Origin of the sequence: Cytobacillus sp. OWB-43 (assembly GCF_034651445.1) — a bacterium.
Lineage (GTDB): Bacteria > Bacillota > Bacilli > Bacillales > Cytobacillaceae > Cytobacillus > Cytobacillus kochii.
Map to the genome: position 1 here is coordinate 801,476 of NZ_JAYEFF010000001.1, position 23,590 is coordinate 825,065.

20 protein-coding genes are annotated in these 23,590 nt (G+C 36.0%); 9 read left to right on the plus strand and 11 right to left on the minus strand.

Translation table 11 applies throughout. From position 1 onward, the window contains the following. Positions 1-141 precede the first annotated feature (141 nt). A complete protein-coding gene (locus tag U9M49_RS04005) occupies positions 142-684 on the minus strand; it encodes a DUF402 domain-containing protein (RefSeq protein WP_307314037.1) in 543 nt (180 codons plus the stop codon). A 345-nt stretch (positions 685-1,029) separates the two neighbouring features. On the opposite strand from U9M49_RS04005, the gene U9M49_RS04010 reads away from it, so the two are divergent. The 8 genes from U9M49_RS04010 to U9M49_RS04045 all read left to right on the plus strand — a co-directional run bounded on the left by U9M49_RS04010 (position 1,030) and on the right by U9M49_RS04045 (position 7,930). Further along, positions 1,030-2,673, plus strand: a complete 1,644-nt coding sequence (locus U9M49_RS04010; RefSeq protein ID WP_095373320.1) for a flavin-containing monooxygenase — start codon at positions 1,030-1,032, stop codon at positions 2,671-2,673. A gap of 13 nt (positions 2,674-2,686) precedes the next feature. Then, complete coding sequence (locus tag U9M49_RS04015; RefSeq protein WP_322909314.1) at positions 2,687-3,640, plus strand: alpha/beta hydrolase; 954 nt, start codon at positions 2,687-2,689, stop codon at positions 3,638-3,640. Positions 3,641-3,817: 177 nt separating this feature from the next. Then, a complete protein-coding gene (locus tag U9M49_RS04020) occupies positions 3,818-4,789 on the plus strand; it encodes an NAD(P)H-dependent flavin oxidoreductase (RefSeq protein WP_095373318.1) in 972 nt (323 codons plus the stop codon). A 248-nt stretch (positions 4,790-5,037) separates the two neighbouring features. Then, positions 5,038-5,361, plus strand: coding sequence for a PadR family transcriptional regulator (locus U9M49_RS04025; protein WP_095373317.1), 324 nt, complete (start codon positions 5,038-5,040; stop codon positions 5,359-5,361). 13 nt (positions 5,362-5,374) lie between these two features. After that, positions 5,375-5,992 carry a DUF2812 domain-containing protein gene (locus U9M49_RS04030; protein ID WP_095373316.1) on the plus strand — a complete coding sequence of 206 codons (618 nt, stop codon included), beginning with the start codon at positions 5,375-5,377 and terminating at the stop codon, positions 5,990-5,992. Between the two features lie 33 nt (positions 5,993-6,025). Continuing rightward, positions 6,026-6,418, plus strand: coding sequence for a helix-turn-helix transcriptional regulator (locus U9M49_RS04035; protein WP_095373315.1), 393 nt, complete (start codon positions 6,026-6,028; stop codon positions 6,416-6,418). 74 nt (positions 6,419-6,492) lie between these two features. Continuing rightward, positions 6,493-7,254, plus strand: coding sequence for a hypothetical protein (locus tag U9M49_RS04040; protein WP_322909315.1), 762 nt, complete (start codon positions 6,493-6,495; stop codon positions 7,252-7,254). 202 nt (positions 7,255-7,456) lie between these two features. Then, complete coding sequence (locus tag U9M49_RS04045) at positions 7,457-7,930, plus strand: staygreen family protein (RefSeq protein ID WP_180316968.1); 474 nt, start codon at positions 7,457-7,459, stop codon at positions 7,928-7,930. A gap of 848 nt (positions 7,931-8,778) precedes the next feature. Here the strand turns inward: U9M49_RS04045 and U9M49_RS04050 are convergent. The 9 genes from U9M49_RS04050 to U9M49_RS04090 form a co-directional block, all read right to left on the minus strand. Continuing rightward, positions 8,779-10,359 carry a hydantoinase/oxoprolinase N-terminal domain-containing protein gene (locus tag U9M49_RS04050; RefSeq protein WP_095373693.1) on the minus strand — a complete coding sequence of 527 codons (1,581 nt, stop codon included), beginning with the start codon at positions 10,357-10,359 and terminating at the stop codon, positions 8,779-8,781. Beyond that, positions 10,359-11,453 carry a DUF917 domain-containing protein gene (locus tag U9M49_RS04055; RefSeq protein ID WP_307314022.1) on the minus strand — a complete coding sequence of 365 codons (1,095 nt, stop codon included), beginning with the start codon at positions 11,451-11,453 and terminating at the stop codon, positions 10,359-10,361. Before U9M49_RS04055 ends, U9M49_RS04050 begins: the two co-directional genes overlap by 1 nt. Before the next feature lie 30 nt (positions 11,454-11,483). After that, positions 11,484-12,794 carry a cytosine permease gene (locus tag U9M49_RS04060; RefSeq protein WP_322909316.1) on the minus strand — a complete coding sequence of 437 codons (1,311 nt, stop codon included), beginning with the start codon at positions 12,792-12,794 and terminating at the stop codon, positions 11,484-11,486. Positions 12,795-12,810: 16 nt separating this feature from the next. Further along, on the minus strand, positions 12,811-13,539 hold the full coding sequence (locus tag U9M49_RS04065; protein WP_095373692.1) for an aspartate/glutamate racemase family protein: 729 nt from the start codon (positions 13,537-13,539) through the stop codon (positions 12,811-12,813). A 28-nt stretch (positions 13,540-13,567) separates the two neighbouring features. Next, positions 13,568-15,118, minus strand: coding sequence for a hydantoinase/oxoprolinase N-terminal domain-containing protein (locus tag U9M49_RS04070; protein WP_322909317.1), 1,551 nt, complete (start codon positions 15,116-15,118; stop codon positions 13,568-13,570). Next, positions 15,115-16,197: a DUF917 domain-containing protein gene (locus U9M49_RS04075; RefSeq protein WP_322909318.1), complete on the minus strand. Its 1,083-nt coding sequence runs from the start codon at positions 16,195-16,197 to the stop codon at positions 15,115-15,117. Before U9M49_RS04075 ends, U9M49_RS04070 begins: the two co-directional genes overlap by 4 nt. A 227-nt stretch (positions 16,198-16,424) precedes the next feature. Beyond that, entirely contained in the window at positions 16,425-18,134 is a 1,710-nt protein-coding gene (locus U9M49_RS04080) for a sigma-54 interaction domain-containing protein (protein ID WP_322909319.1), read from the minus strand. A gap of 151 nt (positions 18,135-18,285) precedes the next feature. Next, positions 18,286-18,825, minus strand: coding sequence for a short-chain dehydrogenase (locus tag U9M49_RS04085; RefSeq protein WP_322909320.1), 540 nt, complete (start codon positions 18,823-18,825; stop codon positions 18,286-18,288). A 118-nt stretch (positions 18,826-18,943) separates the two neighbouring features. Next, positions 18,944-19,546, minus strand: a complete 603-nt coding sequence (locus U9M49_RS04090; RefSeq protein WP_095373306.1) for a hypothetical protein — start codon at positions 19,544-19,546, stop codon at positions 18,944-18,946. 424 nt (positions 19,547-19,970) lie between these two features. Between U9M49_RS04090 and katG the strand changes: the two genes are divergently transcribed. Next, complete coding sequence (katG, locus tag U9M49_RS04095) at positions 19,971-22,196, plus strand: catalase/peroxidase HPI (RefSeq protein ID WP_095373305.1); 2,226 nt, start codon at positions 19,971-19,973, stop codon at positions 22,194-22,196. Positions 22,197-22,243: 47 nt separating this feature from the next. Here the strand turns inward: katG and U9M49_RS04100 are convergent, their stop codons facing one another. After that, positions 22,244-23,581: an FAD-dependent oxidoreductase gene (locus tag U9M49_RS04100; protein ID WP_322909321.1), complete on the minus strand. Its 1,338-nt coding sequence runs from the start codon at positions 23,579-23,581 to the stop codon at positions 22,244-22,246. Positions 23,582-23,590 lie beyond the last annotated feature (9 nt).

A 23,590-nucleotide genomic window follows, 5' to 3' on the forward strand; every position in this document is an offset into this window, starting at 1 on the left:
ATCCCTCTAACGTTTCTTGGTCAACAGGGAAGATTACTGTGTAAAGTAAATAATTTTTTTATTAATGTTAAGTCTTCTAGTTATCTAATCTTCATGATTAATGAACGGAAATAGACAGAACTTCTGTTCATTTAATCGTAGTTACTTCAAAATTTTAGATAGAATTTTTTTATGGGTGTTCGACAATTTTAACAAATTAAAGTTTCCAGCTCTAACTAAACTTTTAATGATTTTTACTTCTTTCCAAGCTAAATCATATAGAGGTTGATTAATAATATTATTTTTTAGCGCATCTTCAAGTTCGTCGTCATCCAAAACATATAATTCCCCGGTTGGTAATATAACAATATCTAAGAATAAATCGTCCATCCATGGAATATTATTGTCTATTCCATAATGGAGGCATATGTCTATATACCACTGAATGATATTCCCTTTAGAATCGAACATCGTAGTTACTGTATGGTTTTTTCTTAAAGGAAATTGTTGAAGCCACATATATCCATCATCCACTATACATAATTTCTTTCTCCCATAACTTACACATAATGGTGAGGTAACGGATAGTGCATGTAATAAAGTTATGTGACCCTTAAAGTTTTTGGTATTGAGGAAAGCCTGTGAATATTTCCTTTTATCAATTCTTTTCCAATCTGAACGATCTCCGAACTTCCTCTTTAGCATCATCATCCCCCACGCAAGTTTTTATGCGAATTATAGCATTTGATTGTAACGAGTTTACTTATATTAAACAAAATTATTGGATGAAATTCTATATTAAAGATTTATTCAACATATCATCACTTTTATTTGAAATATTAGATACTACCGAAGATATTTCATAAGTAATGCTGTTACCTCTAAAATTAATATGCTTCCTTTTACTGAGCTATATTAGTGAGAAAAAATTTAATTGAGGATAGAGGAATTTTACAATAGGAGGTCTAATACTATTAATAGTCAGAATATTTTCGACAAAACCTATAAAATGTAAGCGCAATCATTTAAGTGGAAAGGTGTGAGTAATTGATGGACAATCACAATCATCAAGATTTCCCTTCCTATGATGCAATCATTGTTGGTGCTGGGTTTTCTGGCATGTATATGCTCTACAGATTACGAGAACGTGGCTTAAGTGTCCGAGTGTTTGAAAAGGGAGCTGGTGTAGGGGGAGCTTGGTATTGGAGCCGCTACCCTGGTGCGAGGTGTGACTCAGAGAGCCATACGTATAATTTTACCTTTTCTGAAACGTTATATGAAGAATGGTCTTGGCGTTCTCGTTATCCGACTCAACCAGAAATTCTCGAATACTTAAACTTTGTAGCAGATCGCTTACAACTGAGAGAGGATATTGAGTTAGAAACAGAAATAAGAGCGGCTCATTTTGATGAAGAAATTACACAATGGAGAGTGTATTTACAAGATGGTCGACAATTGATATGTAAATATTTCATTACAGCTGTCGGTTGTCTGTCAGCACATGCGAAGAATATCCCGAAAATACCAGGTTATAGTCAGTATAAAGGTGAAAGCTATCACACAGGTACTTGGCCACATCACGAAGTAGATTTTCATGGCAAGAAAGTAGGGATTATTGGTAATGGTTCAAGTGGAATTCAAAGTTTACCGGTTATTGCAGAAACAGCAGCGGAAGTATATAGCTTCCAAAGAACTCCTCAATATGCGATTCCTGCACAAAATCACCCTTACACAGAAGAAGAAATCAATGAATATAAAGCAAATCGATTAGATACAAGAAAGAAAATGTTTCAATCTCATACTGGTTATCCCTTTTTTTCACGACCGATTTCTGCCTTAGAGGAAAATCAATTTAAACGGCAGGAAATTTATGAAACAGCATGGAAGAAAGGTGGCTTTGAGATAAGTGCCACTTATAATGATTTATTAATTAATGAAACCTCTAATGAAACACTTAGTCAATTTGTTCGAGATAAGATAAAACAAGTTGTTAAGGATCAATCGTTAGCAGAAAAATTGTTACCCACTTATCCAATTGCCACTAAACGTCTAGTTCTTGATACAAATTATTATGAATCATTTAATTTGCCACATGTCCATTTTGTCGATGTAAAATCTGCGCCTATAACACAATTCAGTGAAAAGGGTATTTGCACAACAGGCAGAGAGTATCCCTTAGATATGGTTGTGTTCGCTACAGGTTATGATGGAATGACCGGACCATTATTAACGATGGATATTAAAGGACGTGGAGGAGAATCACTTAAGGAGAAATGGGAACATGGAGCTAATGTATCAACTTATTTAGGTGTTGCCACTAACCTCTTCCCGAATATGTTTATGATTACTGGACCACAAAGTCCATCTGTAGCAACAAATATGCCGACAAGTATTGAACAGCATGTGGATTGGATTGACCGTTTTATTGCTTATATAGAGGCAGAGGGAATCGAAATGGTAGAAGCTAATGCGCAACAAGAAGAAACATGGCGTATCCACTGTGAAGAAGTATATAGACAAACATTATATAGTAAAACCCCTTCTTGGTATTCTGGAGCAAATGTAGAAGGAAAGCCTGAAGCATTTTTAATTTATCTAGGTGGGCTAGGACAATACGGGAAAATCCTCGAGAATTGTGCTACTAGTGAGTATAGTGGGTTTGACCAACATTCTTCCATCACAAAAAGTATGTAAAGGAGTGCTATTAATGGATTTTATCAGTAGAGTAGCAGAAGAAATAAGAGAAATCTGTGAGGTTTTCCCACCATTTAAGTTACCAGAGGGATTAGAAGCAGCAAGGCAGGCTGCATTCGTCCCAGTCGAAACATCCCCTTATGTAAGAATCAATCAATTATCTATTCAAGGTGGAGATAAACAAAGAATGTTAGTGAAGATCTATGAACCTTCTAATAGAAATGAAGAGGCACTTCCAGCTGTTCTTTTCATACATGGAGGAGGGTATGTAACTGGTCATCCAGATGGTAGTGATGCTATTTGTCAAGCGTTTGTAAAAGAAGCTGAATGTGTGGTTGTGTCAGTCGATTATCGGTTAGCTCCAGAGCATCGCTATCCTTGTGCAATAGAAGATTGCTATGCTGCCTTGTTATGGATGCATGAGAGCTGTGAAGAATTAAAGATTGATAGAAGTAGAATCGCAGTAGCTGGTCAGAGTGCGGGCGGAGGATTAACAGCTGCCCTCTCATTGTTAGCACGAGATAGAAGCGGTCCGAAAATAGCCTTTCAAATGCCACTTTATCCAATGATAGATGATCGTAATACGACTGCATCAAGCTATGAAATCACCGATGAAAAAGCGATATGGAATCGTGGCAATAATCTAGCAGCATGGAGGATGTATTTAGGTAAAAATATCAATGGTGAGATTTCACCGTATGCTGCGCCGGCAAGAGCAAAAAATTATTCTGGCCTACCACCAACCTATACATGTGTGGGTCAATTGGATCCATTTAGGGATGAAACAATTGAATATGTCTCGAGACTTGCGAAAGATGGAGTCGATGTAGAGTTTCATATTTATCCTGGCGCTTATCATGCCTTTGAATTATTAAATCCAACTTCTGATTTGGGTAGTGCAGCCATTCACAACTATATACAAGCATTAAAGAAAGCGCTTAATCCAAAAGTAAAAATCATGAAATAAAAAAATGAGCTGCGAGATTGAATCGCAGCTTATTTTCACGAAAAATAATATTGTTAATTTAGAAATATCTGATATTTAATTGACGGGTAACAGAAATATGGGTTAAATTGGACATATAGAAAACAGATGTAAATAAGTGTTACCGTTTTCATTCGTTCTTTGAAGGGAGAAAAGAAAATGTCTCGTTTACCAAAACAATTTCAGCAATTACAGTTACCGGTCATTGGATCACCACTTTTTATTATTAGTAACCCAAAGCTAGTTATTGAACAATGTAAAGCTGGTATCGTTGGATCAATGCCAGCATTAAATGCCAGACCTTCTTCTCAGTTAGATGAATGGTTAGCGCAGATTACAGAAGAGCTTGCTGATTATAATGCACAAAACCCGGATAAACCGGCTGCACCCTTTGCAATTAATCAAATCGTACATAAATCAAATCAAAGATTAGAAAAAGATATGGAGCTATGCGTGAAATATAAAGTGCCAATTATAATTACCTCTCTAGGAGCGAGAGAGGAAGTATTCTCCGCTACTCATAGTTATGGTGGTATTGCACTCCATGATGTAATCAATAATACTTTTGCACATAAAGCGATAGAAAAAGGCGCAGATGGTTTAATTGCTGTTGCTGCAGGAGCGGGTGGCCATGCTGGTGATAAAAGTCCGTTTGCGCTCATTCAAGAAATTAGACAATGGTTTGATGGAACATTAGCGCTATCTGGCTCTATTGCGAACGGACAAGCCATTTTAGCTGCGCAAGCGATGGGAGCAGACTTAGCCTATATCGGCTCGCCATTTATCGCTACAGAGGAAGCTAGAGCCTCAGAAGAGTATAAACAAGCTATTGTTGATGGTTCATCCGATGATATTGTTTATAGTAATCTATTTACTGGGGTTCATGGTAACTATTTAAAACCATCCATAAAAGCTGCTGGTTTGGATCCTGATAATCTACCAGATAGTGATCCAAGCAAAATGAATTTTGGGGAAAATCGAGTAAAAGCATGGAAAGATGTTTGGGGAAGTGGACAAGGTATTGCTGCTATTTCCGCGGTGACAACTACCGCTAATTATGTCAATAAACTAAAACAGGAATATAAACAAGCACAAGAAGACTTGTTCGCTTATAGCAAACAATTTACGTGAACAATGAATCTTTTAGCCACCTTTTAGGTGGCTTTTTTAATGTTCGAAGTTATAAGCATACAAAAAATTAACGAAAATAATTCTAACAGAACTATGTTCCAAATATTCAATAGATAAAGAAAAAACAAAAAATGCGATTAAGTAAGAAAAGGCCGAAAGTATAAAAAGTGACTTATTGCAATATACAGTTAGACTGTATATAATTGAACTATATAGTTTAACTGTATATATAGTGTCGGGGTGATTCAATGGACATAAATAAATATTCTCCATTAACCGAAACAACCTATTACATTCTATTATCATTAATTGAACCTTCCCATGGATATGTCATGATGCAAAAAGTGGAGGAATTAAGTGACAACAAAGTGAAAATAGCGGCAGGAACGATGTACGGAGCAATAGAAAATTTAGTGAAACAACGGTTAATACAATCTGTGGAAAGTGATGATAAACGTAGAAAAACGTATGTGATCACAGAGAAAGGAATTGAGGTACTAAGACAAGATTATAAAAGGATGAGCCATATGATTCACATTACTGATAACTTATTCTCTAATACAGATATTTAGTGGAGGGGAGAAGATGCGCAAATTCAAGGTTTTTATTGACTTTGATAAAGAGGAACAATGGTTAGAGAGAATGGCGAGTGAAGGGTACCAATTAGAAAGCACTTATTTCGGCTACAAATTTCGGTTAGTTGAGGCAAAAGAGAAGAAAATCAAAATAGATTTCAGAAAGTTCAAGCATTCAGCAGACTTTTTGGATTATATTACACTGTTCGAGGATAGTGGTTGGAGACATATTGCTGGATCAAAATATTCAGGGATTCAATATTTTGAGAAAATCGATGATCAAGCCACAGATGATATTTTTTCTGATAATGTTTCAAAGGCAAAAAGGTATAAACGTTACGCTCATTCTTCTCTCATGCTTGCCATTGGTAACTTCCCACTAATAGTCTTTCTTTATTATACAGGCATCATTGATCCAGCCTATTTCATTCGACCAAGTGAACTTTACTTAACTCCGGGGCTATGGGACAAAAGTGGAATGTCATTTTGGTTTTCGTTTATTTTTGAGACACCTTTTGCCTTGTTAAGAGGGGCAGCTTGGACATTCATTCCACTATCTGTTCTATCCTATTTATTCTTTAGTTATAAAGCAAATAAACGGTATATTCAATCAATGATAAAAAAATAACATGATTCTTCATAGCAAAGGTAGGAGAGAACAATGGAATCAGAATTAAAGAGGGGCTTTCTTGTAAGACAAAGAGCATTTTTGAAGTTGTATTTACTAAAAATGATTGAAGCGAATAAGCGTTATGGTACTCAGTTTTTAGATGATCTTAGAACCGAATTTAAACCATATGGATATCATCCTACTCATTCCGAAATCTATAAAACATTACATGAATTAACCAGAGAGGGATGGGTGAGAAGAGAAAAAAAGTTACTTGGTGAACCTGGTGTAGATTTTCAAGAAATTATTATTTATCATCTTACGGATAAGGGGAAGCAAGAATACGAGCTATATAGAAAGCAAATGAAAGTGGAGTTTGACCGTTGTTTAGGACTGCTAAATCAGGCCATGAGTGATCATTATGGACCAATAAAAAGAAAATAAATTTTTCAAGTCTCTTTTTGCATTATTCTTCCAATAAAGGGCATCCTTATAATAATGTTAGGAGGGTCTTTATAATGAAGAAAGAAGTGCTTGTCGCATTAACTGCCTTTTTCTTGATGAGTTTATCCACGATGACCGCTGTATATGCCGGTGTAGACAAGAATGAAGAGCAAAAAACAGTCATTACCCAAGAAGCAGAGCTTTCTGGAAAAGAGATAAAAGAGACGATAAAGATTAAAGGTATCCGTTATGAAGAAGAAGCTGGTTTTTTTAAAGAATTATCATTAGAAGTAGAAGATGATCTTAAAAAAACTGTCAAAGTAGATTTAGAACCAGGGTTTGACCCACGATTAAAAATAATTGATTTTAATGATGATGGTAATAAGGAATTGCTAGTGAAAATCAACAGCGAAGATAGTGGAGAAAATGCTTCATTCTATCTTTATAGTTATCAAGATGGAAAACTAATTAACTTAGGTGTACCTGATCCAGTCATTTCTACTGCGCAATTAGAGGATAATTACGAAGCTGTTATCGCAGTAGAAAATGAAAATAGAGAAGTAACTTTTGATTTGGCTGAGAATGCAAAAGAATATGAAAAACTCGGTTTATATCATAAAGGAAAATTAAACGAACCTTTTGAACTAACTGTTAACTCATACAATATGCTTACTCCTTTTGAAAATACAAAGGGGGAAAAGGGCTTGAAGGGAATGCAAAGGGTCACAGGTATAGACCAAAATGATACTATAGCTTATTTGCAATCTTTTTGGAAAAGAGAAGATGAAAAATGGCAATTAGTGAACGTAGAAATTTTAGATGTAAGAAACAAATAAGCGGTTATTGCTAAAATGCTTATAGTTTATCTTCTTTTAAAGATAAACTATAAGCTATTTTTTATGATAAGGGCAGCTCAAGGAGCATTGAGTTTTCTTCTTTATGGTAAGAATGAGGTACAAATCTCTAGCTAGCACAACTTTAGTTAATGGGCATATGATGTATAGAAGTAACAATCTTTTAATGAAGGGGAAGGATTCAATGAATCAAGAATTAGATTTAACAAAATTAAAGGTTGATATTCTTGCTCCTGCTACAAATGTTAAGCCAGTTGAATATAGAAATTATTACTTTCGACAGCCTTATGGAGATGAACAAGCTTATTTAAGCATTTCTATTGAGAGCGTAAAAGGCAATGAGAACAATCATTCTGACGCGCTTCAGGCACAGTGGATACCGCAAATGGGGCAATATGTATTGTTCTGCCGATTTCAAATTAGCAAAGGAGAATATACCGAACCGTATGCTAAGATACGATATCTTATTTATGAAAGAGAAATCAATAATTGGTTAACAGCGCTGGTTTTTGGAGATCAACAATTTTTACAGCATTATCCATGGTTACTTGATTCTCCAATCTACGTACAGTTTCAATCTGATTATCCTGCGTTTAATAAGATACAATATTACGGAAATGTAAGACAGTTTTTAAGCAAAGCTTTACAAAGACAATAATATTATTATGTAAACTAAAAGTTATAAATCATAGCATGGTTTATAACTTTTTCTATTTAAAATTCATAAAGTAGAAATATGTTGCAGTTAATTAAATTCGTGAATAATCTTAGTGATCAAGGAGTTATTTTTATATCATGCAGAAAGACATGATAATAGATAAAGCAATTTTTCTGTTACATCCAAACTTAATTATGAGCATTCAGCAGCTGGCAATGCTGGAGCAAGAGCCAGAGTACGATTAGAGGAAAAATAGAAAAGGTAGCTAAGAAAGAGCTAATACGATATTCTAATCGTATACAACATAGCTAGAGCAAGAACGTAAATAAAATTATTGAGTTAACTGGATTTTTTTATTGGATAATAGATTTATAAATACACTAAAACTTGAATCATATGCGAATCAATCATTTTGTTATATTTATTAAAGATGACATATTGATTTGCAATTTATCGCAGAATAAGATCAGAATCATAAAATTTTATTTTGTCTCAATGTTTTAAGTATACTTGGATATTGAGACAAAAATGATTATAATTATTTAACTTCCTATAATATATATTATGTAAACTAGATAAAAATGATAAGAATAGTAGATACTTTCATTTCATTGCGATTTCTCGCCTACGACTTCACCTCCATCTAACCGAAAAATAGCAACTCTATGTTTATTTTTTTTATGCCAGTTCTTTAAACTTTCATAATCCTTATTCTTTTGAATGCTCTGGATTATCAACTAATAATTTGTTTTAGATACTGAGGTACCTTAATCATCTCTATTTTTTTCTAAAGCCAAAAACCAGTCATCAGATGACTGGTTTTTGGCTTTCACTCTGTTAAAAGCATATTAATTGATAGCAACCTCGCTTTGATATTTTAAGTCACCTGCCGCTTTTACTCTTACTCTCGTTGCATTTCCTGGCAAGTAGGCCAATGGGACATCCTCAATATCTACAATCTCTACACTACTGGGTTCGGCTCCAGCTTGCACAGCTTCTTTTATTGCTTGTTCTTTTGCGCTTTGTAACGCAGCAGCTCTGCCGATCTCATCTAAAACAAATATCTTTTCCACTTGCCCGCTCACTTGAGCAATGGCTGAGCCGATGGCATTTGCTACTCCTGAATGGTTCGGGCGGATAACATGTGAGGCACCTTTAAGGGTTTCTGGTAGTAAAATACTACCTCCTCCAACAAGAATAACGGGAACTGGATCAGCACTTGTTTTCATTCTGTCTATTGCTTCTTCGACCATCTCAACCATTCTTACGTATATTTTTTCTAATAAATTTTTATCAAGATGTGACACTTTTTTAACGTCTCCTAAATTACTTTTCCCAAGTGCCACAACAACATCAGTAGTAGTTAATGTATCTCCACCGAAGACCAATCCTTTCTCTGGTAATCGATATCCCACACTTTCAGGACCGATTGTAAAAGAGTGTTCGTCTTCTATCTTTATAATTGTTCCGCCCCCTAAGCCTATAGAAACTAAATCCGGCATACGGAAGTTCGTTCTTGCTCCACCAATCTCAACTGCAAGAGAAGATTCTCGTGGAAATGATTGCACTAGCACACCTACATCAGATGTTGTTCCTCCAACATCTACGACTATGGCATCCGATAATTCACTTAAATATGAAGCTCCTCTCAAAGAATTAGTAGGTCCGCATGCAACTGTGAAAATAGGATATTTCATAGCGTATTTTACAGACATCAATGTTCCGTCATTTTGTCCAAAGAATACTTTCGCTTGAATCCCTTCATTTTTTAATGCATCGATAAACCCTTCTGCAGCCATCTTTGCGACATTAATAACTGAAGCGTTTAATATGGTCGCATTCTCCCTTTCTAAAAGCCCTACAGAACCAATCTCAGAAGATAACGATAATGCGATAGAGTCTCCCAATACTTCTTGAAAAATCTCGGCTGCTCTTTCTTCATGTGCCTTTGATACTGGAGAGAAAACAGAAGTAATTGCTATGGAATCCACTTTTTCCTTTAATTCATTTGCGATTTCATATAAGTGATTTTCATCAAGTTCAACTATTTCTCTTCCATCAAATTCATGACCCCCTCGCACTAAGAAGACATGTTCACCTAGTAATTCTCTAAGGTCATTTGGGACACCTATTAAAGGTTTGACTGCCAGTGTCGCTGGCGCACCAATTCGTACTACCGCCACTTGATTTAGTCTCTTTCTTTCAACAATCGCATTCGTGCAATGAGTTGTTCCTAGCATTGCATATTTTATATTTTCTTTTGGCACATTCGCATGAGAAACAATTTTGTGCATTGCGTGATATATGCCTGTAGCTACATCTTCAGTAGTTGAAGCTTTTGTTTCTGATATGACTTCATTCTTGTCATTTAACAAGACCGCGTCAGTATGAGTACCACCTACATCAATTCCAATTCTATATGTTGCCATCATTGTGTCACTCCTTTTTTTACAAGTTCCTCTACAGGTGTATATGCCATATCATAGCCAAAGTAGTTTGGTCCTACTGTTGCTATGCCTTTTTCTGTTCTCCATTTTGGATGACAAGGGATGCCAATTACAACACATCTAGATCCATAGCGTATGCCTTCTGTTGTTATAGGTAAACCTGTTTCTGAATCGAGTACAGCTATTAAATCCGGCGTCATACATAAAACCTTTTCATTCGTTTGAGCAATAAGATGTTCATTTTGAAAGCGGAGTTTTAAATTTTCACCTTTATTTTGTTCAAGCCCCTCAAAAGTAGCGACACCCTTTGCAAAACCTGATTCAGTTTTCCTATCTATATCAATGACTTTCCCTTTAAATAACTCAAAGCCATTGACTGTTTCTAAAATTTTTTCTATAGGATTCACATTATTTATTTTAGCTAATCTAATACTTTTACCAATTTCCTCTTCAAGCTTAAGAATATTTGTAATCCCACTTTTCTTAAGGTCTTTAGCTTTCATTGAATACATCGCACACATGACTGAACCACCCATTTGTATAGTTGCAGATCTAGCAATCCGCTCTGTCCATACATTATCAATTGTAGACAATAGCGCCGTATTTCCCTTTTCATCAGCTATTATTGCAGGAGTTGCTGATATCCCGTCTAAATAAAAGGTTACCATTTGGAGTTCTGGAAATGCTCGTCCCATCCCATCAGCATCTATTACTGGAATTCCTAATCTTGCAGCTAATGCAAAAGGTAACATGCTATTTACACCACCCGCTTCAATAGGAAAAGTCCCGTATATCTTTTCACCTAAATATTCCTCTAATTGATTAAAAGCACGAATAGCCTCCTCACCACTTGGTGCTTTTTCTAACATAACAGTGGGTGCACCCATCATTGATGATGGGACAACCAATGCATCGTCTGGTACTTCCTCTGGGTCTAATAATATTACTTCTCCATATTCTTCAATTGCTTGAAGCGCCATTAGCTTCCCGATGTACGGATCTCCACCTCCGCCCGTTCCAAGTAAAGCTGCACCAATTGCCATATCCTCAATTTCTTGTTTTCCTATTTTTCTCATTTCGCGCACTCCTTTGAAGTTTCTAAATATTTATGCTACATCTGCATGAATATCAGTTTTATATAATCGCTCCATTTTTTTTGCAACATAATAAATGACCGCACTAATCACTAACGAGTTAATAGACGGTATACCTATTGTAATAAAATAACCAGCTAATCCTCCGCATCCCCAGGCTAAAATCGTAGGCCAGCCAAGTTTCTCGGTATTTGCAGGCAATTGGCCCTTCTGGCGACTTTCGTCTAGTATTTTCCTATGTGTCTTTAAAATGAAATAGTCAATAACCATAATTCCCGCAACAGGTGGAACAAGTATCCCAAGTAAAACGAGAAAATCAGTGAAACGTTCTAGTATCCCTAATACAGATAATAGCGTCCCAATAATACCAATAAGTAACGTAACCATTCCACGATTTAATTGAATTCGAAATAATGAGTCAAAAATATTAGTAAAACCGAGGGATGATGAGTACAAGTTTAAATTATTGATTTTAACTGTGGAAAGGACCACAACCAAAACCCCTAACCAGCCAACTGTTGTCATCATAATATTAGCTACATCATTTGTTCTTGCTGCTAAAGCCATTAAGACAGCAATCATATTAATCCCTAACTCTCCAACTAATAATCCGATGGTAGTCATCCAGAAAACATCTTTTCCACTCTTAGCAAACCTACTAAAATCCGGGGTAATCACGGCACCTATGATAAATCCACCCGCAACCATCGTCGCAGCAACGCCAATTGATAAAGGCTCACCTGCTGGCTGTGTTGCTAGTAAATCAGAAAAACTCTGTCCTTTTAGTGTTTGATAAATTCCTATACTGACAGCTATTAGAAATAAAGGTACAGTGATAGAAGCAGTAATACTTAAAAGTTTAAAACCGAAAATAACCAAAATTGTTACGCCAATTCCTGTTAATGTTGCTGCTAAGGGTAAAGAAATCGCTCCATTCGTAGATTGTACAATTCCTTCAGCAAACACGGAATTTTGTACACCAAACCAACCAATACAAGAAATAGCTATAACTGCACCAATTATGCTCGAACCATGGCGCCCAAACCCTGTCCACCTAGCTAAAAGGCTTGTAGATAACCCTTCTTTCGCGCCTGCATACCCTAAAAGGAAACCAACCACTTGAAGAATCACACTACCTAGAAACGTAGCCCAAAATGCCTGCCAGAAAGTCATACCGTATCCTAAAGATGCTCCTAAAATAAATTGTGAAATGGTTGCTAATGCCCCGACACGAATGATCGTAATACTCCACAGTGATCGTCTAGCCTCCTGAGGCACCCTTGTTAATGAATAATCGTCCCCAATAGTAGAATGATTTGCCAACGTCCTATCCCTCCATTCAATTCGTATTCATCACCCTTTGTTTACTTGGCGGCTTCATATAAGTAATGCGACTTTGCTTCACTCCCATGCTTATTGTTGCTTCTAATAATTTAGTTGCAGCAAAGCCAGGATCTACAACTGGAATGTCATAGCCTTTTTCAGTTAGCTTCATTTGGAGTTCGCTAGCTACCCCCATAAATCCAGTACAGCCCAAAATTAGTGCTTCTGCTTGGTCTTCTTTAATCGCTTTTAACATTTCGTCTAAAAGGGCACTCTTTAACTTCTCTTTCTCATGTACTTCTAAAACGGGGATGTTTACATAACGAATAGAGGCAAGATTATGATAAACACCTGTTACTTTACTAATGTTACTAATCATTGAAACGACATTGGGGAGAACAGTTACAACAGAGAAACGTTTTGCCAGTGTGCTTGTAAACAGCATAGAAGCCTCGCAAGGGCCTATCACTGGAATATCAACGACCTCTCTAGCTGGCTTCACTCCTGGATCTCCAAAACAATTACTAATCACACCGTCGTACCCGTCTGCTTCCGCTTGTTTTACTTTTTCGATAAAATCAGGTACACATAAGGCTTCATCGTACTCACTTTCTATAGAAGCAGGCCCGTAATCTAGGTTTGTTACATCAATGGTTGTTTGAGGATAGGAAAATCCAGTAAATTCTTTTTTCATTTCATCCATAAATGTGTCTGAGATAATAGGTGCAATCACTTTAATTTTCATATTTCGCCCTCTCTTTTTTAAAATAAGATTATAAATCACCAAATGCCATTATTTTCAAACGAAACATTTCACCTTTTAAATAATCGAATGGAAATTCCTCCACTCTATTAATTTTGATCGTTTCAGGTTTTGCTCCTTTATGAATTAACTCTTTAATTACTCTCTCTTTCTCTCTTTCTACAATTTCTTCTTTTGTGCGATCATTTAGCCAAAAAACTTTGTCTAGACTTGAGCTTAGAGGAGCATAACAAGCCCCTACCGCATTACATATTTGATAACCTACAGGCTGGATAGCTTTATCAAATTTAGTGAAAATATTATTTAGAAGTAAAGGACTTCCACCCCCAACTAGAACGAGTGGGATGTATTGATCTTTAGGTTGTAATTGTCTGATTTTTTCTCTTATCCTGCTTGATACCGTATTTACTACTTTTAAACAATCTTCTGTTGAAATACCTTCTAAATTTTCATATTTAATGTGTTTATCCTTGAATGAATGAGGAAAGATTTTTAAAAACGAGTCGGATATTGTCCATTGCTCTCCTCCCCATGCAAGCCCATCTTTTGTTATATCACTTGCAATTGTATCTTCAATTAATAAATTCCCTTTATGAGTATTGACCAAATTGCCTCCACCTGTTGAAAGTGAATGTACTTTTGGAAGCCTAACATTTACTGGTATATCCAATACTTTTACAGGCCCTTCTTCTGTTTGTGGATGACCATGACTTACCATACCAATATCAATTGTGCTGCCTCCAACATCAATCGCTATGAAGTTCTTTAAACCAGTAAGTTTGGAAGCGCCGCGTAAACTATTAGTTATGCCAGAACCGATTGTGAAAATAGGTAACTTAATCGCTTCTTCTACTTTCATCAATGATCCATCATTTTGGGTTATCCAATAAGGGCAATGCAGACCTAAGTTTTTTAAGATATCATTAATGGAGCTTAAAGCATCCTTCATCACAAATGACAACATTGAGTTAAGCAAAGAGGCATTCTCACGATCTAAAAAGCCTATACTTCCTATTTCATTAGATACAGTGACAGAAAGAGAAGGCATATGAGAGGCGATCACTTTTTTTAAGTTATTTTCTTCATCCTCATAAAAGGAAGAAAAGGCGCCTACTATACATACAGCATCTACTTTTGCTTTTTCTATTTCCTTCATTATCTTCAATACACTTTCATAATCGATTTCATAATGAGGTATTTGCCTTGTAAAATCATATCTTGTTTCTAAATGAAACTCTTTTATAATGTATTTACTTAAATGACTTGGCCAAAATAAACCTGGTTTGATTTTCGATGGTTTCTTAGTTAAGCGAATCAAAGCTGTCTTGGCTAAATTTTTTGGATAGTACAATTCATTTAGTACATGTGTAGTGCCTAAGAAGACCCCTTTTATCGATTCTGACTTTACATTAGCCTCATTTAATAGTACTTTTGCGGTTTTATAGATGGTTTCTCCCAAGTTACTTGTCGTCAATTGCTTTGACCAGCCCTTTATATTGTCTGATTCATCAATGATAACTGCATCAGTATTTGTTCCACCTACATCAATTCCTAACCTCATTGGTCTTCCTCTTTCTTTAATAGTTGATAGGATTCTTTCATGTGTATGAGTGTTAACATATCTGTAGTATGCAATATGTTAGGAGCAGGTATAACTAAAACTATGACTGATTGAGCCTTTTGAATGTCTACAACACTGATTGGTTCAAGTGAATCTATATGGAGAAACACAATTAAATCTGGCACACGATAAATGTTTTCGCCATTATGAATGAAAAAAAATTCATTCATAAATTGGATTTCAATTTTCTGGTTATGTTGTTTTGTATAGCTTTCAATGAATAGTTTTCCAACAATCCCTTCATTTTCAAACCAACGAGAGACTTCTGTTACATACCCTTTAATCACAAAAGATAATTCTCCGTAGATAGAATTTTCAAATGCGTTCATTATTTGTCTTAATCGGGTCATTCCGTCGCCATAAGACGCAATAATTTTCCCTAAACGATAAGCTAAATAAAGTGTCCCTGACAACATGGAAGTTTTGATCTCATCTCCACTAGCACCATAGCCAACTAAGTGACTATGCCCTCCATTATTCTTAGCAAATGATTTCGCTTCATCTACTGCCTGATCGGAAGTGTATGAAGAAGGAATGAACTTCATATTTTCTTGCGTGACTAGTGAAAGAGGGGCAAGTGGAATACCATTTAAATGCAAAGTAGTCATATAAAGCTCTGGAAAGGCTCTTCCCATTCCATCTCCATCAATCACAGGAAGGTGCCGCTTTAGAGCAAGTAAAAGGGGAGCCAAAGCATTCACACCGCCTATTTCAATAGAAATGAGGGCATCTACATTTTTGTTAAATTCCTTTTCATATAAACTAAGTGCTGTTTCCACTTCTTCGCCTGTCGGTAAATCTTCATTAAAGAGGACTGTTGAACCCATAATTCCAATAGCAGTTACCCACCAATCATCCTTCACTTCATGAATGGGTATCACCTCTATCACATCATCGTCTTTCATCACAGACAAAATTAAAGCTTCAATTGATCTTGTATTACCACCACCTCCACAAGATAATATTCTTGCCCCAAGGGAAATGAATCGAATGTCTTCTTTAGTTATTTTCCAAGGCATTTCTTTATCTCCTTCCTTTACTAATTGCAAGTTCTGTACCAAAATTCAAAAATAAAATAATAACTTAAAAAACCACGAATCTCGTAACTTTATGTATCTAGATTAAACGTGAAAATCCTCTCAAGTGAGAGGATTTTTATATATTTACTTGAGAATGATAATTGAGAAAAACAGGTTAAATACATTGATTTCTCATTTTTTCTCAACTTTTCTCTTTGTTTCTCAAATTACTTAATTCTTAATTTATTCAGTTTGCGGTATAAGGTTGGTAAACTTATATTCAAAGATTTTGCTACTCTTTTTTTACCCAAGGTATCCCTTCCGAATTCATCTAATAGTCGGAGGATTTCCTCTTTGTTTTCATTGGATTGTTTTCTATATAAACGCTTTTGATTTGGTTGTAATTGTATTTGAGATTGTATTTCATCTTTAAGATACGTTGGCAAACTTTTTTGAGTCACCAATTCACCGATTTCTAATTGAACAAAGTGGTGAACGACATTTTGTAACTCTCTAATATTGCCGCTCCAATTGTTTTTCAATAAAATCTCCAATACTTCTTTAGAAATTCTTTTCGGTTTTTTTCCAGCTTGTTTTGATAAGTTTTTCATAAAATATTCAATCAATATCGGGATATCCTCCCTTCTATCTCTTAAAGGTGGGATGACAATCGGTATAACATTTAAACGGTAATATAAATCTTTTCTGAACTTACCTACTTGAACCAATTGCTCCAAGTTTTGATGAGTAGCAGTAATGATTCTTACATCAACTGGGGTTGATTGATTATCACCTACTTTTTCTATTCTTCTTTCTTGAACAACCCTTAATAACTTCGCTTGAAGAGAAGGAGATAAATCACCAATCTCATCTAAAAAAAGCGTACCGCCATTTGCGAGCTCAAAGCGCCCAACCCTTGTGGTATGTGAACCAGTAAATGCACCTTTTACATGGCCAAATAATTCACTTTCTAATAATGATTCCGGTATGGCCGCACAATTTAGTGCAATAAATGGCCTTTTACTTCGATTGCTTCCATGGTGAATAGATTGGGCAAAAATTTCCTTTCCCGTACCACTTTCACCTCTTAATAGAATAGATGAGTCACTATTAGCTACTCTCTGTGCTTTTTCAATCGTTTTTTGAATACTATGACTAGTCCCTTTAATTTGTTGAAAAGTATAGAGCGTTTGTTTAGCAATCGGTTTTTTCACAGTTCCTTTATCCATTAATATTTGTATTAAATAGGAGATTGTTACATCATTTGATTTGATTGTTCTTAAAGAAACCGTAGCTTTTCCTTTGTTCACCAATAATTCAACCTCTTCAATGACTTTATCCTTTTTGAGTCTTTCCCAATCTTTACTGTACATTAAAGTCGAAATATTTAAGCCTACTACATTTAATCTATCCTCATTAATAGATGAGAATGTTTGACTGGTCGTTTCAATGATGTCTTCTTTGTTAATTAGGACAAATACATCGCTTGTAGTTTGTAAAAAGATTTGCAGTTCATCTAACGTTTCATGATAAAGACGTTCTAGTTCTAGACTTTGTAATTTTATTTCGATCGTCGATTTACATAAGTCCAATTGAGAGTCAATGAGTTCTAATGTTTCATATCGCTGTTCATTTTTCATACCATTTTGAATAACAAGATATGCCACTATTTGATCCGCTATCCTAATTGGGGTCATACTTATTTCTTCATCTGGGTATTCAGTTAATGTACATAAGTCAGTACAAATGCTACATGATTCTTTAAATAATTGTCCAATATGGTTCCTCGTTTTCCGGAGTTTTTCTTCAATAAGGACACTAAAGGTTGAATTCTCCCTATCACAATTCTCAAAATAGATATGTATCTTACAAGAATAGTGGCGAAAGAACCTTATAGCAATTGTCGTTATTTCACTTTTGTATAATTCAGATAACAACAGGATCACCACTTTTACTGAGATTAAAGTTATTATAACAAATAATCTAGATTTCCCATTGGTATATTGACGCATTTAGATCAATGTTACTTTAAATGATCTTATGAAAAATAAACCTTAGTTTAAATAATTCCATTCATATAAAGGTGAATTAAGGTCGCGCCTCCCAAGGCTTAAGTGTGCCAATGATGGTGAAATCCCTCTCTGATTGCATACTGTCAATTGTACCAGCTGATATTTCTTCGTGTGTGAGCCACCTGGAAGATGTTCCGTTATATTTGAAGCCTAGTTGGATGATTTTAAGCTTACATTGGTCTTGGTAGTTTTGTTGGGAGGATTTGATACTTTCGATGTCTGAACTGCTGCCTTTTACAAGATAGAGTGTCCAAGGTTCATTTTGTAATTGCTCTATTTGTTTGTTCATTATAGGAATAGCGTTGGGGGCTGTATTGTGAATCCATGCTAAAACAGTGTGAATGGGACCGCCATCTTTGTGAGCAAGGGTAATCTCTTCAATAAGTTTGTCAGTATCTGTGTAATCTAAAAGGCGATAAGTTGTATTTGAATGCTCTAGGGATTTGCTCTTTCTTCCATAGATTCTTGTTTGAGTCGTGCGATCAATTAACCATTTTGTTGTTTCCTTTAACATACCTGTTCCTCCAAAAATGAGCGTATGTCCAAAGTTTTTCATACTGCTTCTCCCTCCTTCTAATTAGCTGCGATGTTACTGCGAGCGCATACATAAAACTTCCATTTATCAGCGATTAAACCCTCTTTTTTACAAAATTTCATTGAAGAATTTTGACGGTTTAAAGAACTTGCTTCTTGTATTGGAAATATTTCTTTTCTAATTTTGCAGAAGTTGCAAAGATATATTGGTAGCTTTGCTGAATAAGCTGAATTAAATCATTTAGTTGCACATTCGATTCATTCACTACTTCTTCTCTCATCTCTTTAAGTGATTGATGAAAGCCTTTAATGTCTTCATATTCCATAATGTCATAGAGTGTTTCCATATCTTCATATGATGTATAGATGAACCGTTTCATTAGTTCGTGTAATCTTTTTGCTTTCAGATGGTAATCAATGTCTAAATTAAAAACATTAGAGTATAGTAATGCTTCATTAGCAATCTCTTTATATTTAGGTTCAATCTTCGTCGTTATTAAAAGTAGTTTTGAGGTAGCGGTTGAGAGAAAGATTTCCTTATCACGATGCCAAATGGTTACTCTAACACCGTAGAAGGTAATCATTCCGCCAATAATCGCTCCAACAAATCCGATCAAACCAGCTATAATGGTCAAGTCCCATTCAAACATGATATGTAAACAAGCCCCTAGAATCAATGTAATACATAATAGTAATAGAGTAATGATGATGATTAAGAAGCTGTTTTCCTTTTGATGAATCATTGCCTTCCCCACCTATTTAAAAGGATTATTAAGAAAGATTATATTAATCAAAGGCTAATACTTTCCATTTTAGTTACTTTCATTTACAATAAAAGATAAATAGTCAGATTTTTCTATCTTTATTTTATGACCTCTATTAACTGATAATACCTTTTACTGATTTATTTTCATTTACATATTAATTTTATCAATTTCATTTGCGTTTTCTCATATCCTCCTTCTCTTTTTACTATTTTACAAGAATAAAAGGACCCTAATATTCCATTGTTTATCCTCTTAGAATATAATTTTCTCGTAAATTTCATCTTTTCCCTTTACTTTTTTTATTATATTTTATTATAATCATTATATAATAATTATTATTATCTGAGATTGATTAGTAGATGATGATAATTACCTCACTTCACAATAAAGGAGAATCAGTATGAGCGAAAATAATATTATTTCTGAAGCAAACCATTCAGGCGGAGGTGGCTGCCCTTTTCATCATGGAAGTGTAACGAAGCAGCAATCTGAAGCAACGACTAACAAAGATTGGTGGCCCAATCAATTAAACTTAAATATTCTTCACCAACATGATAAAAAGTCTAATCCAATGGGTGAAGATTTCGATTATACTGAAGAATTTACTAAACTAGATTACTATGCTTTAAAGCAAGATCTTCATAAATTAATGACGGATAGCCAAGATTGGTGGCCAGCAGACTTCGGTCATTACGGACCACAGTTTATTCGTATGGCTTGGCATTCTGCAGGTACTTACCGTACAGGTGATGGCCGCGGGGGTGGCGGTACAGGTTCACAACGGTTTGCCCCTCTTAATAGTTGGGCAGACAATGCCAACATTGATAAATCTCGTCGTCTTTTATGGCCTATTAAACAAAAGTACGGTAACAAAATTTCTTGGGCAGATCTCATTCTATTAGCAGGAAACGTTGCCATCGAATCGATGGGTGGTAAAACATTTGGTTTCGGTGGTGGCCGAGCAGATATTTGGCACCCTGAAGAAGATGTATACTGGGGTAATGAAAAAGAAATGCTTGGTGATAACCGCTACTCAGGAGATCGTGAATTGGAAAATCCTTTAGCGGCTGTACAAATGGGTCTGATTTATGTGAACCCTGAAGGTCCAAATGGGAAACCAGATCCTGTAGCAAGTGGTAAAGATATTCGGGAAACATTTGCACGTATGGGTATGAATGATGAAGAAACAGTTGCCCTTGTTGCAGGTGGACATACTTTCGGTAAAGCACATGGTGCTGGAGATGCTGCGCAAGTTGGCCCAGAACCAGAAGCAGCGCCAATTGAAGCGCAAGGACTTGGTTGGATCAGCTCACATGGTAGTGGTAAAGGTCGTGACACAATTACAAGTGGAATTGAAGGTGCATGGACTGCAAACCCTACTCAGTGGGATAACGGTTTCTTCGAACAATTATTTGGATATGAGTGGGAATTAACAAAAAGCCCTGCCGGTGCGTATCAATGGCAAGCAGTAGGTCAAGATGAAGCACATATGGCGCCTGATGCCGCAGATAGCTCTGTCCGTGTAAAAACAATGATGACAACTGCTGATATGGCGCTACGTATGGACCCTGCTTATGAGAAGATCTCTCGTAGGTTCTATGAGAATCCAGAAGAATTCGCCGATGCTTTTGCACGTGCTTGGTTTAAACTTCTGCACCGTGATATGGGTCCACGTGATCGTTATTTAGGTCCAGAAGTACCAGAAGAAGAATTAGTATGGCAAGACCCCATCCCTAAAGTAGACTATGAACTAACAGATGCTGAAGTGTCTGAGTTAAAAGCCAAAATTTTAGATTCAGGTTTATCAATAAGTGAGCTTGTTACAACTGCATGGGCATCAGCTAGTACATTCCGTGGTTCTGACAATCGTGGAGGTGCAAATGGTGCGCGAATCCGTTTTGCTCCACAGAAGGACTGGGAAGTGAATCAACCTGAACAACTTTCTAAAGTACTTCATACATTAGAAGGTTTACAAGCTGGATTAAATAAAAAAGTCAGCTTAGCTGATTTAATTGTACTTGGTGGTAGTGCGGCGATTGAACAAGCAGCAAAAAATGCTGGTTTTGACGTCACTGTTCCATTCTCAGCAGGTCGTGGAGATGCCACAGAAGATCAGACGGATGTAGAAAACTTCGAAGTATTAGAGCCAATTGCTGATGGTTTCCGTAATTATCAAAAGCAAGAGTACAGTGTAGCTTCTGAGGAGTTATTGGTAGATAAAGCACAACTACTAAACTTAACTGCTCCTGAAATGACTGTGTTAATTGGCGGTATGCGTGTATTAGGTACAAATCATGGTGGCACAAGCCATGGCGTATTTACTGAAAATGTAGGCACACTATCCAATGATTTCTTTACGAACTTACTTGATATGAGTGTAGAATGGAAACCAGTTCAAGGCGGTATTTTTGAAGGCCGTAATCGCCAAACAGGTGAAGTTGTTCGTACCGCTTCAAGAGTGGACTTAGTATTTGGTTCTAACTCTGTATTACGTTCGATCGCTGAAGTATATGCACAAGAAGATAATAAAGAGAAATTTGTTAAAGACTTTATCTCCGCTTGGGTTAAAGTAATGAATGCCGATCGTTTTGATTTAAAAATCAAGGATGCCGTATTAAGCAAGTAATATTATTCTAAAAAGAAACGCCGCTACTTATGTAGACGGCGTTCTTCTTATTTGCTTCTGCGTGCGGCTTGTTGCACTGGGTCCCATACCCCGTTGAAAGGTGGCGCATACGATAAATCTAAATCCATTAAGTCATCGATAGACATTTGATTGTATAACGCAGTGGCAAGAACGTCTATTCGCTTATCTACCCCGTACTCTCCAATTATTTGTCCCCCAAGTAATGTGCGATATTTCTTATGGTATAAAAGTTTAACCTTCATTCTTTTTGCATCTGGGTAATACCCAGCAATATCGTGAGCGTCTGTTACGACAATCTCGTAAGGAATATTTAGTTCTTTAGCTTCCTTTTCAGAAATACCTGTTCTTCCTAATGTTAAGTTAAAAAATTTAATGACAGATGATCCTACGATTCCTTTAAACGGCTTAGGAATTCCTAATAGGCTCAGACCTGCAATTTGTCCCTGTTTATTTGCGTGTGTGCCCAAAGGAATATGATCATCTAACGCTTTAATTCGATGATATTGCGTAGCACAATCTCCTGCTGCATATACATCTTTTATACTGGTTTGCATATAATTGTTCACCCGTATTGCCCCGTGCTGACTGAGTGAAATATCTGTTTTTTCGAGAAATGCTACGTTTGGCTTGACACCAATTGCCACTAAGACAAGATTTGTCTTGTATGACCCTTTATCAGTCGTAATGCTTTCGACAAAAGCCTTTCCTGAAAAGGATTGAACTTCTTCACCTAATTTTAAAGTTACTTGATGCTCTTTAGCCTTTTGATGGATTAGCTGTGCCATATCTTCATCAAAAATGGTAGCAAGTTGTTTATTCCGCTCGATAATGGTTACCCTTTTCCCTAACCTCACAAAGCTTTCAGCCATTTCCAAACCAATGTATCCACCACCAATAATCGTCACATGTTTAATCGTTCGATTATTCATTTCCTGGATTATTTCATTTGCGTCAGGTATGGTTTTTAAAGTGAATATTCCTGGAAGATCAGTCCCCTCCCAATCAGGCATAACAGGACTAACTCCAGTGGCAATCAATAATTTATCGTATGTAAGTTGAAATGGTTGTTGATCAATATAGTTATATCCCTCAACAATTTTCGTATCTGTATTAATATTAGAGACTTCATGTTGTACTTTGGCATCAATTCCATATTTCTCGCGGAAAGTTGTTACAGAACGGGCAATTAAGTCTTCTTTTTGAGGAATTACCCCACTAATATAATAGGGAAGACCACATTGTCCATAAGAATAAATCGTTCCTTTTTCTAATACAGTAATTTCGTGATTTTCCTTGCTGTTGCGAATGATTTGCATCGCTGCACTCATCCCGGCAGCATCGCCACCAATAATAATTATTTTCATCTTTCATTC

Coding starts and splice junctions, on each gene's coding strand:
- U9M49_RS04005 (WP_307314037.1), bottom strand. CDS start 684: ATGCTAAAGAGGAAGTTCGGAGATCGTTCAGATTGGAAAAGAATTGAT.
- U9M49_RS04010 (WP_095373320.1), top strand. CDS start 1,030: ATGGACAATCACAATCATCAAGATTTCCCTTCCTATGATGCAATCATT.
- U9M49_RS04015 (WP_322909314.1), top strand. CDS start 2,687: ATGGATTTTATCAGTAGAGTAGCAGAAGAAATAAGAGAAATCTGTGAG.
- U9M49_RS04020 (WP_095373318.1), top strand. CDS start 3,818: ATGTCTCGTTTACCAAAACAATTTCAGCAATTACAGTTACCGGTCATT.
- U9M49_RS04025 (WP_095373317.1), top strand. CDS start 5,038: ATGGACATAAATAAATATTCTCCATTAACCGAAACAACCTATTACATT.
- U9M49_RS04030 (WP_095373316.1), top strand. CDS start 5,375: ATGCGCAAATTCAAGGTTTTTATTGACTTTGATAAAGAGGAACAATGG.
- U9M49_RS04035 (WP_095373315.1), top strand. CDS start 6,026: ATGGAATCAGAATTAAAGAGGGGCTTTCTTGTAAGACAAAGAGCATTT.
- U9M49_RS04040 (WP_322909315.1), top strand. CDS start 6,493: ATGAAGAAAGAAGTGCTTGTCGCATTAACTGCCTTTTTCTTGATGAGT.
- U9M49_RS04045 (WP_180316968.1), top strand. CDS start 7,457: ATGAATCAAGAATTAGATTTAACAAAATTAAAGGTTGATATTCTTGCT.
- U9M49_RS04050 (WP_095373693.1), bottom strand. CDS start 10,359: ATGGCAACATATAGAATTGGAATTGATGTAGGTGGTACTCATACTGAC.
- U9M49_RS04055 (WP_307314022.1), bottom strand. CDS start 11,453: ATGAGAAAAATAGGAAAACAAGAAATTGAGGATATGGCAATTGGTGCA.
- U9M49_RS04065 (WP_095373692.1), bottom strand. CDS start 13,539: ATGAAAATTAAAGTGATTGCACCTATTATCTCAGACACATTTATGGAT.
- U9M49_RS04070 (WP_322909317.1), bottom strand. CDS start 15,118: ATGAGGTTAGGAATTGATGTAGGTGGAACAAATACTGATGCAGTTATC.
- U9M49_RS04075 (WP_322909318.1), bottom strand. CDS start 16,197: ATGCCTTGGAAAATAACTAAAGAAGACATTCGATTCATTTCCCTTGGG.
- U9M49_RS04085 (WP_322909320.1), bottom strand. CDS start 18,825: ATGAAAAACTTTGGACATACGCTCATTTTTGGAGGAACAGGTATGTTA.
- U9M49_RS04090 (WP_095373306.1), bottom strand. CDS start 19,546: ATGATTCATCAAAAGGAAAACAGCTTCTTAATCATCATCATTACTCTA.
- katG (WP_095373305.1), top strand. CDS start 19,971: ATGAGCGAAAATAATATTATTTCTGAAGCAAACCATTCAGGCGGAGGT.
- U9M49_RS04100 (WP_322909321.1), bottom strand. CDS start 23,581: ATGAAAATAATTATTATTGGTGGCGATGCTGCCGGGATGAGTGCAGCG.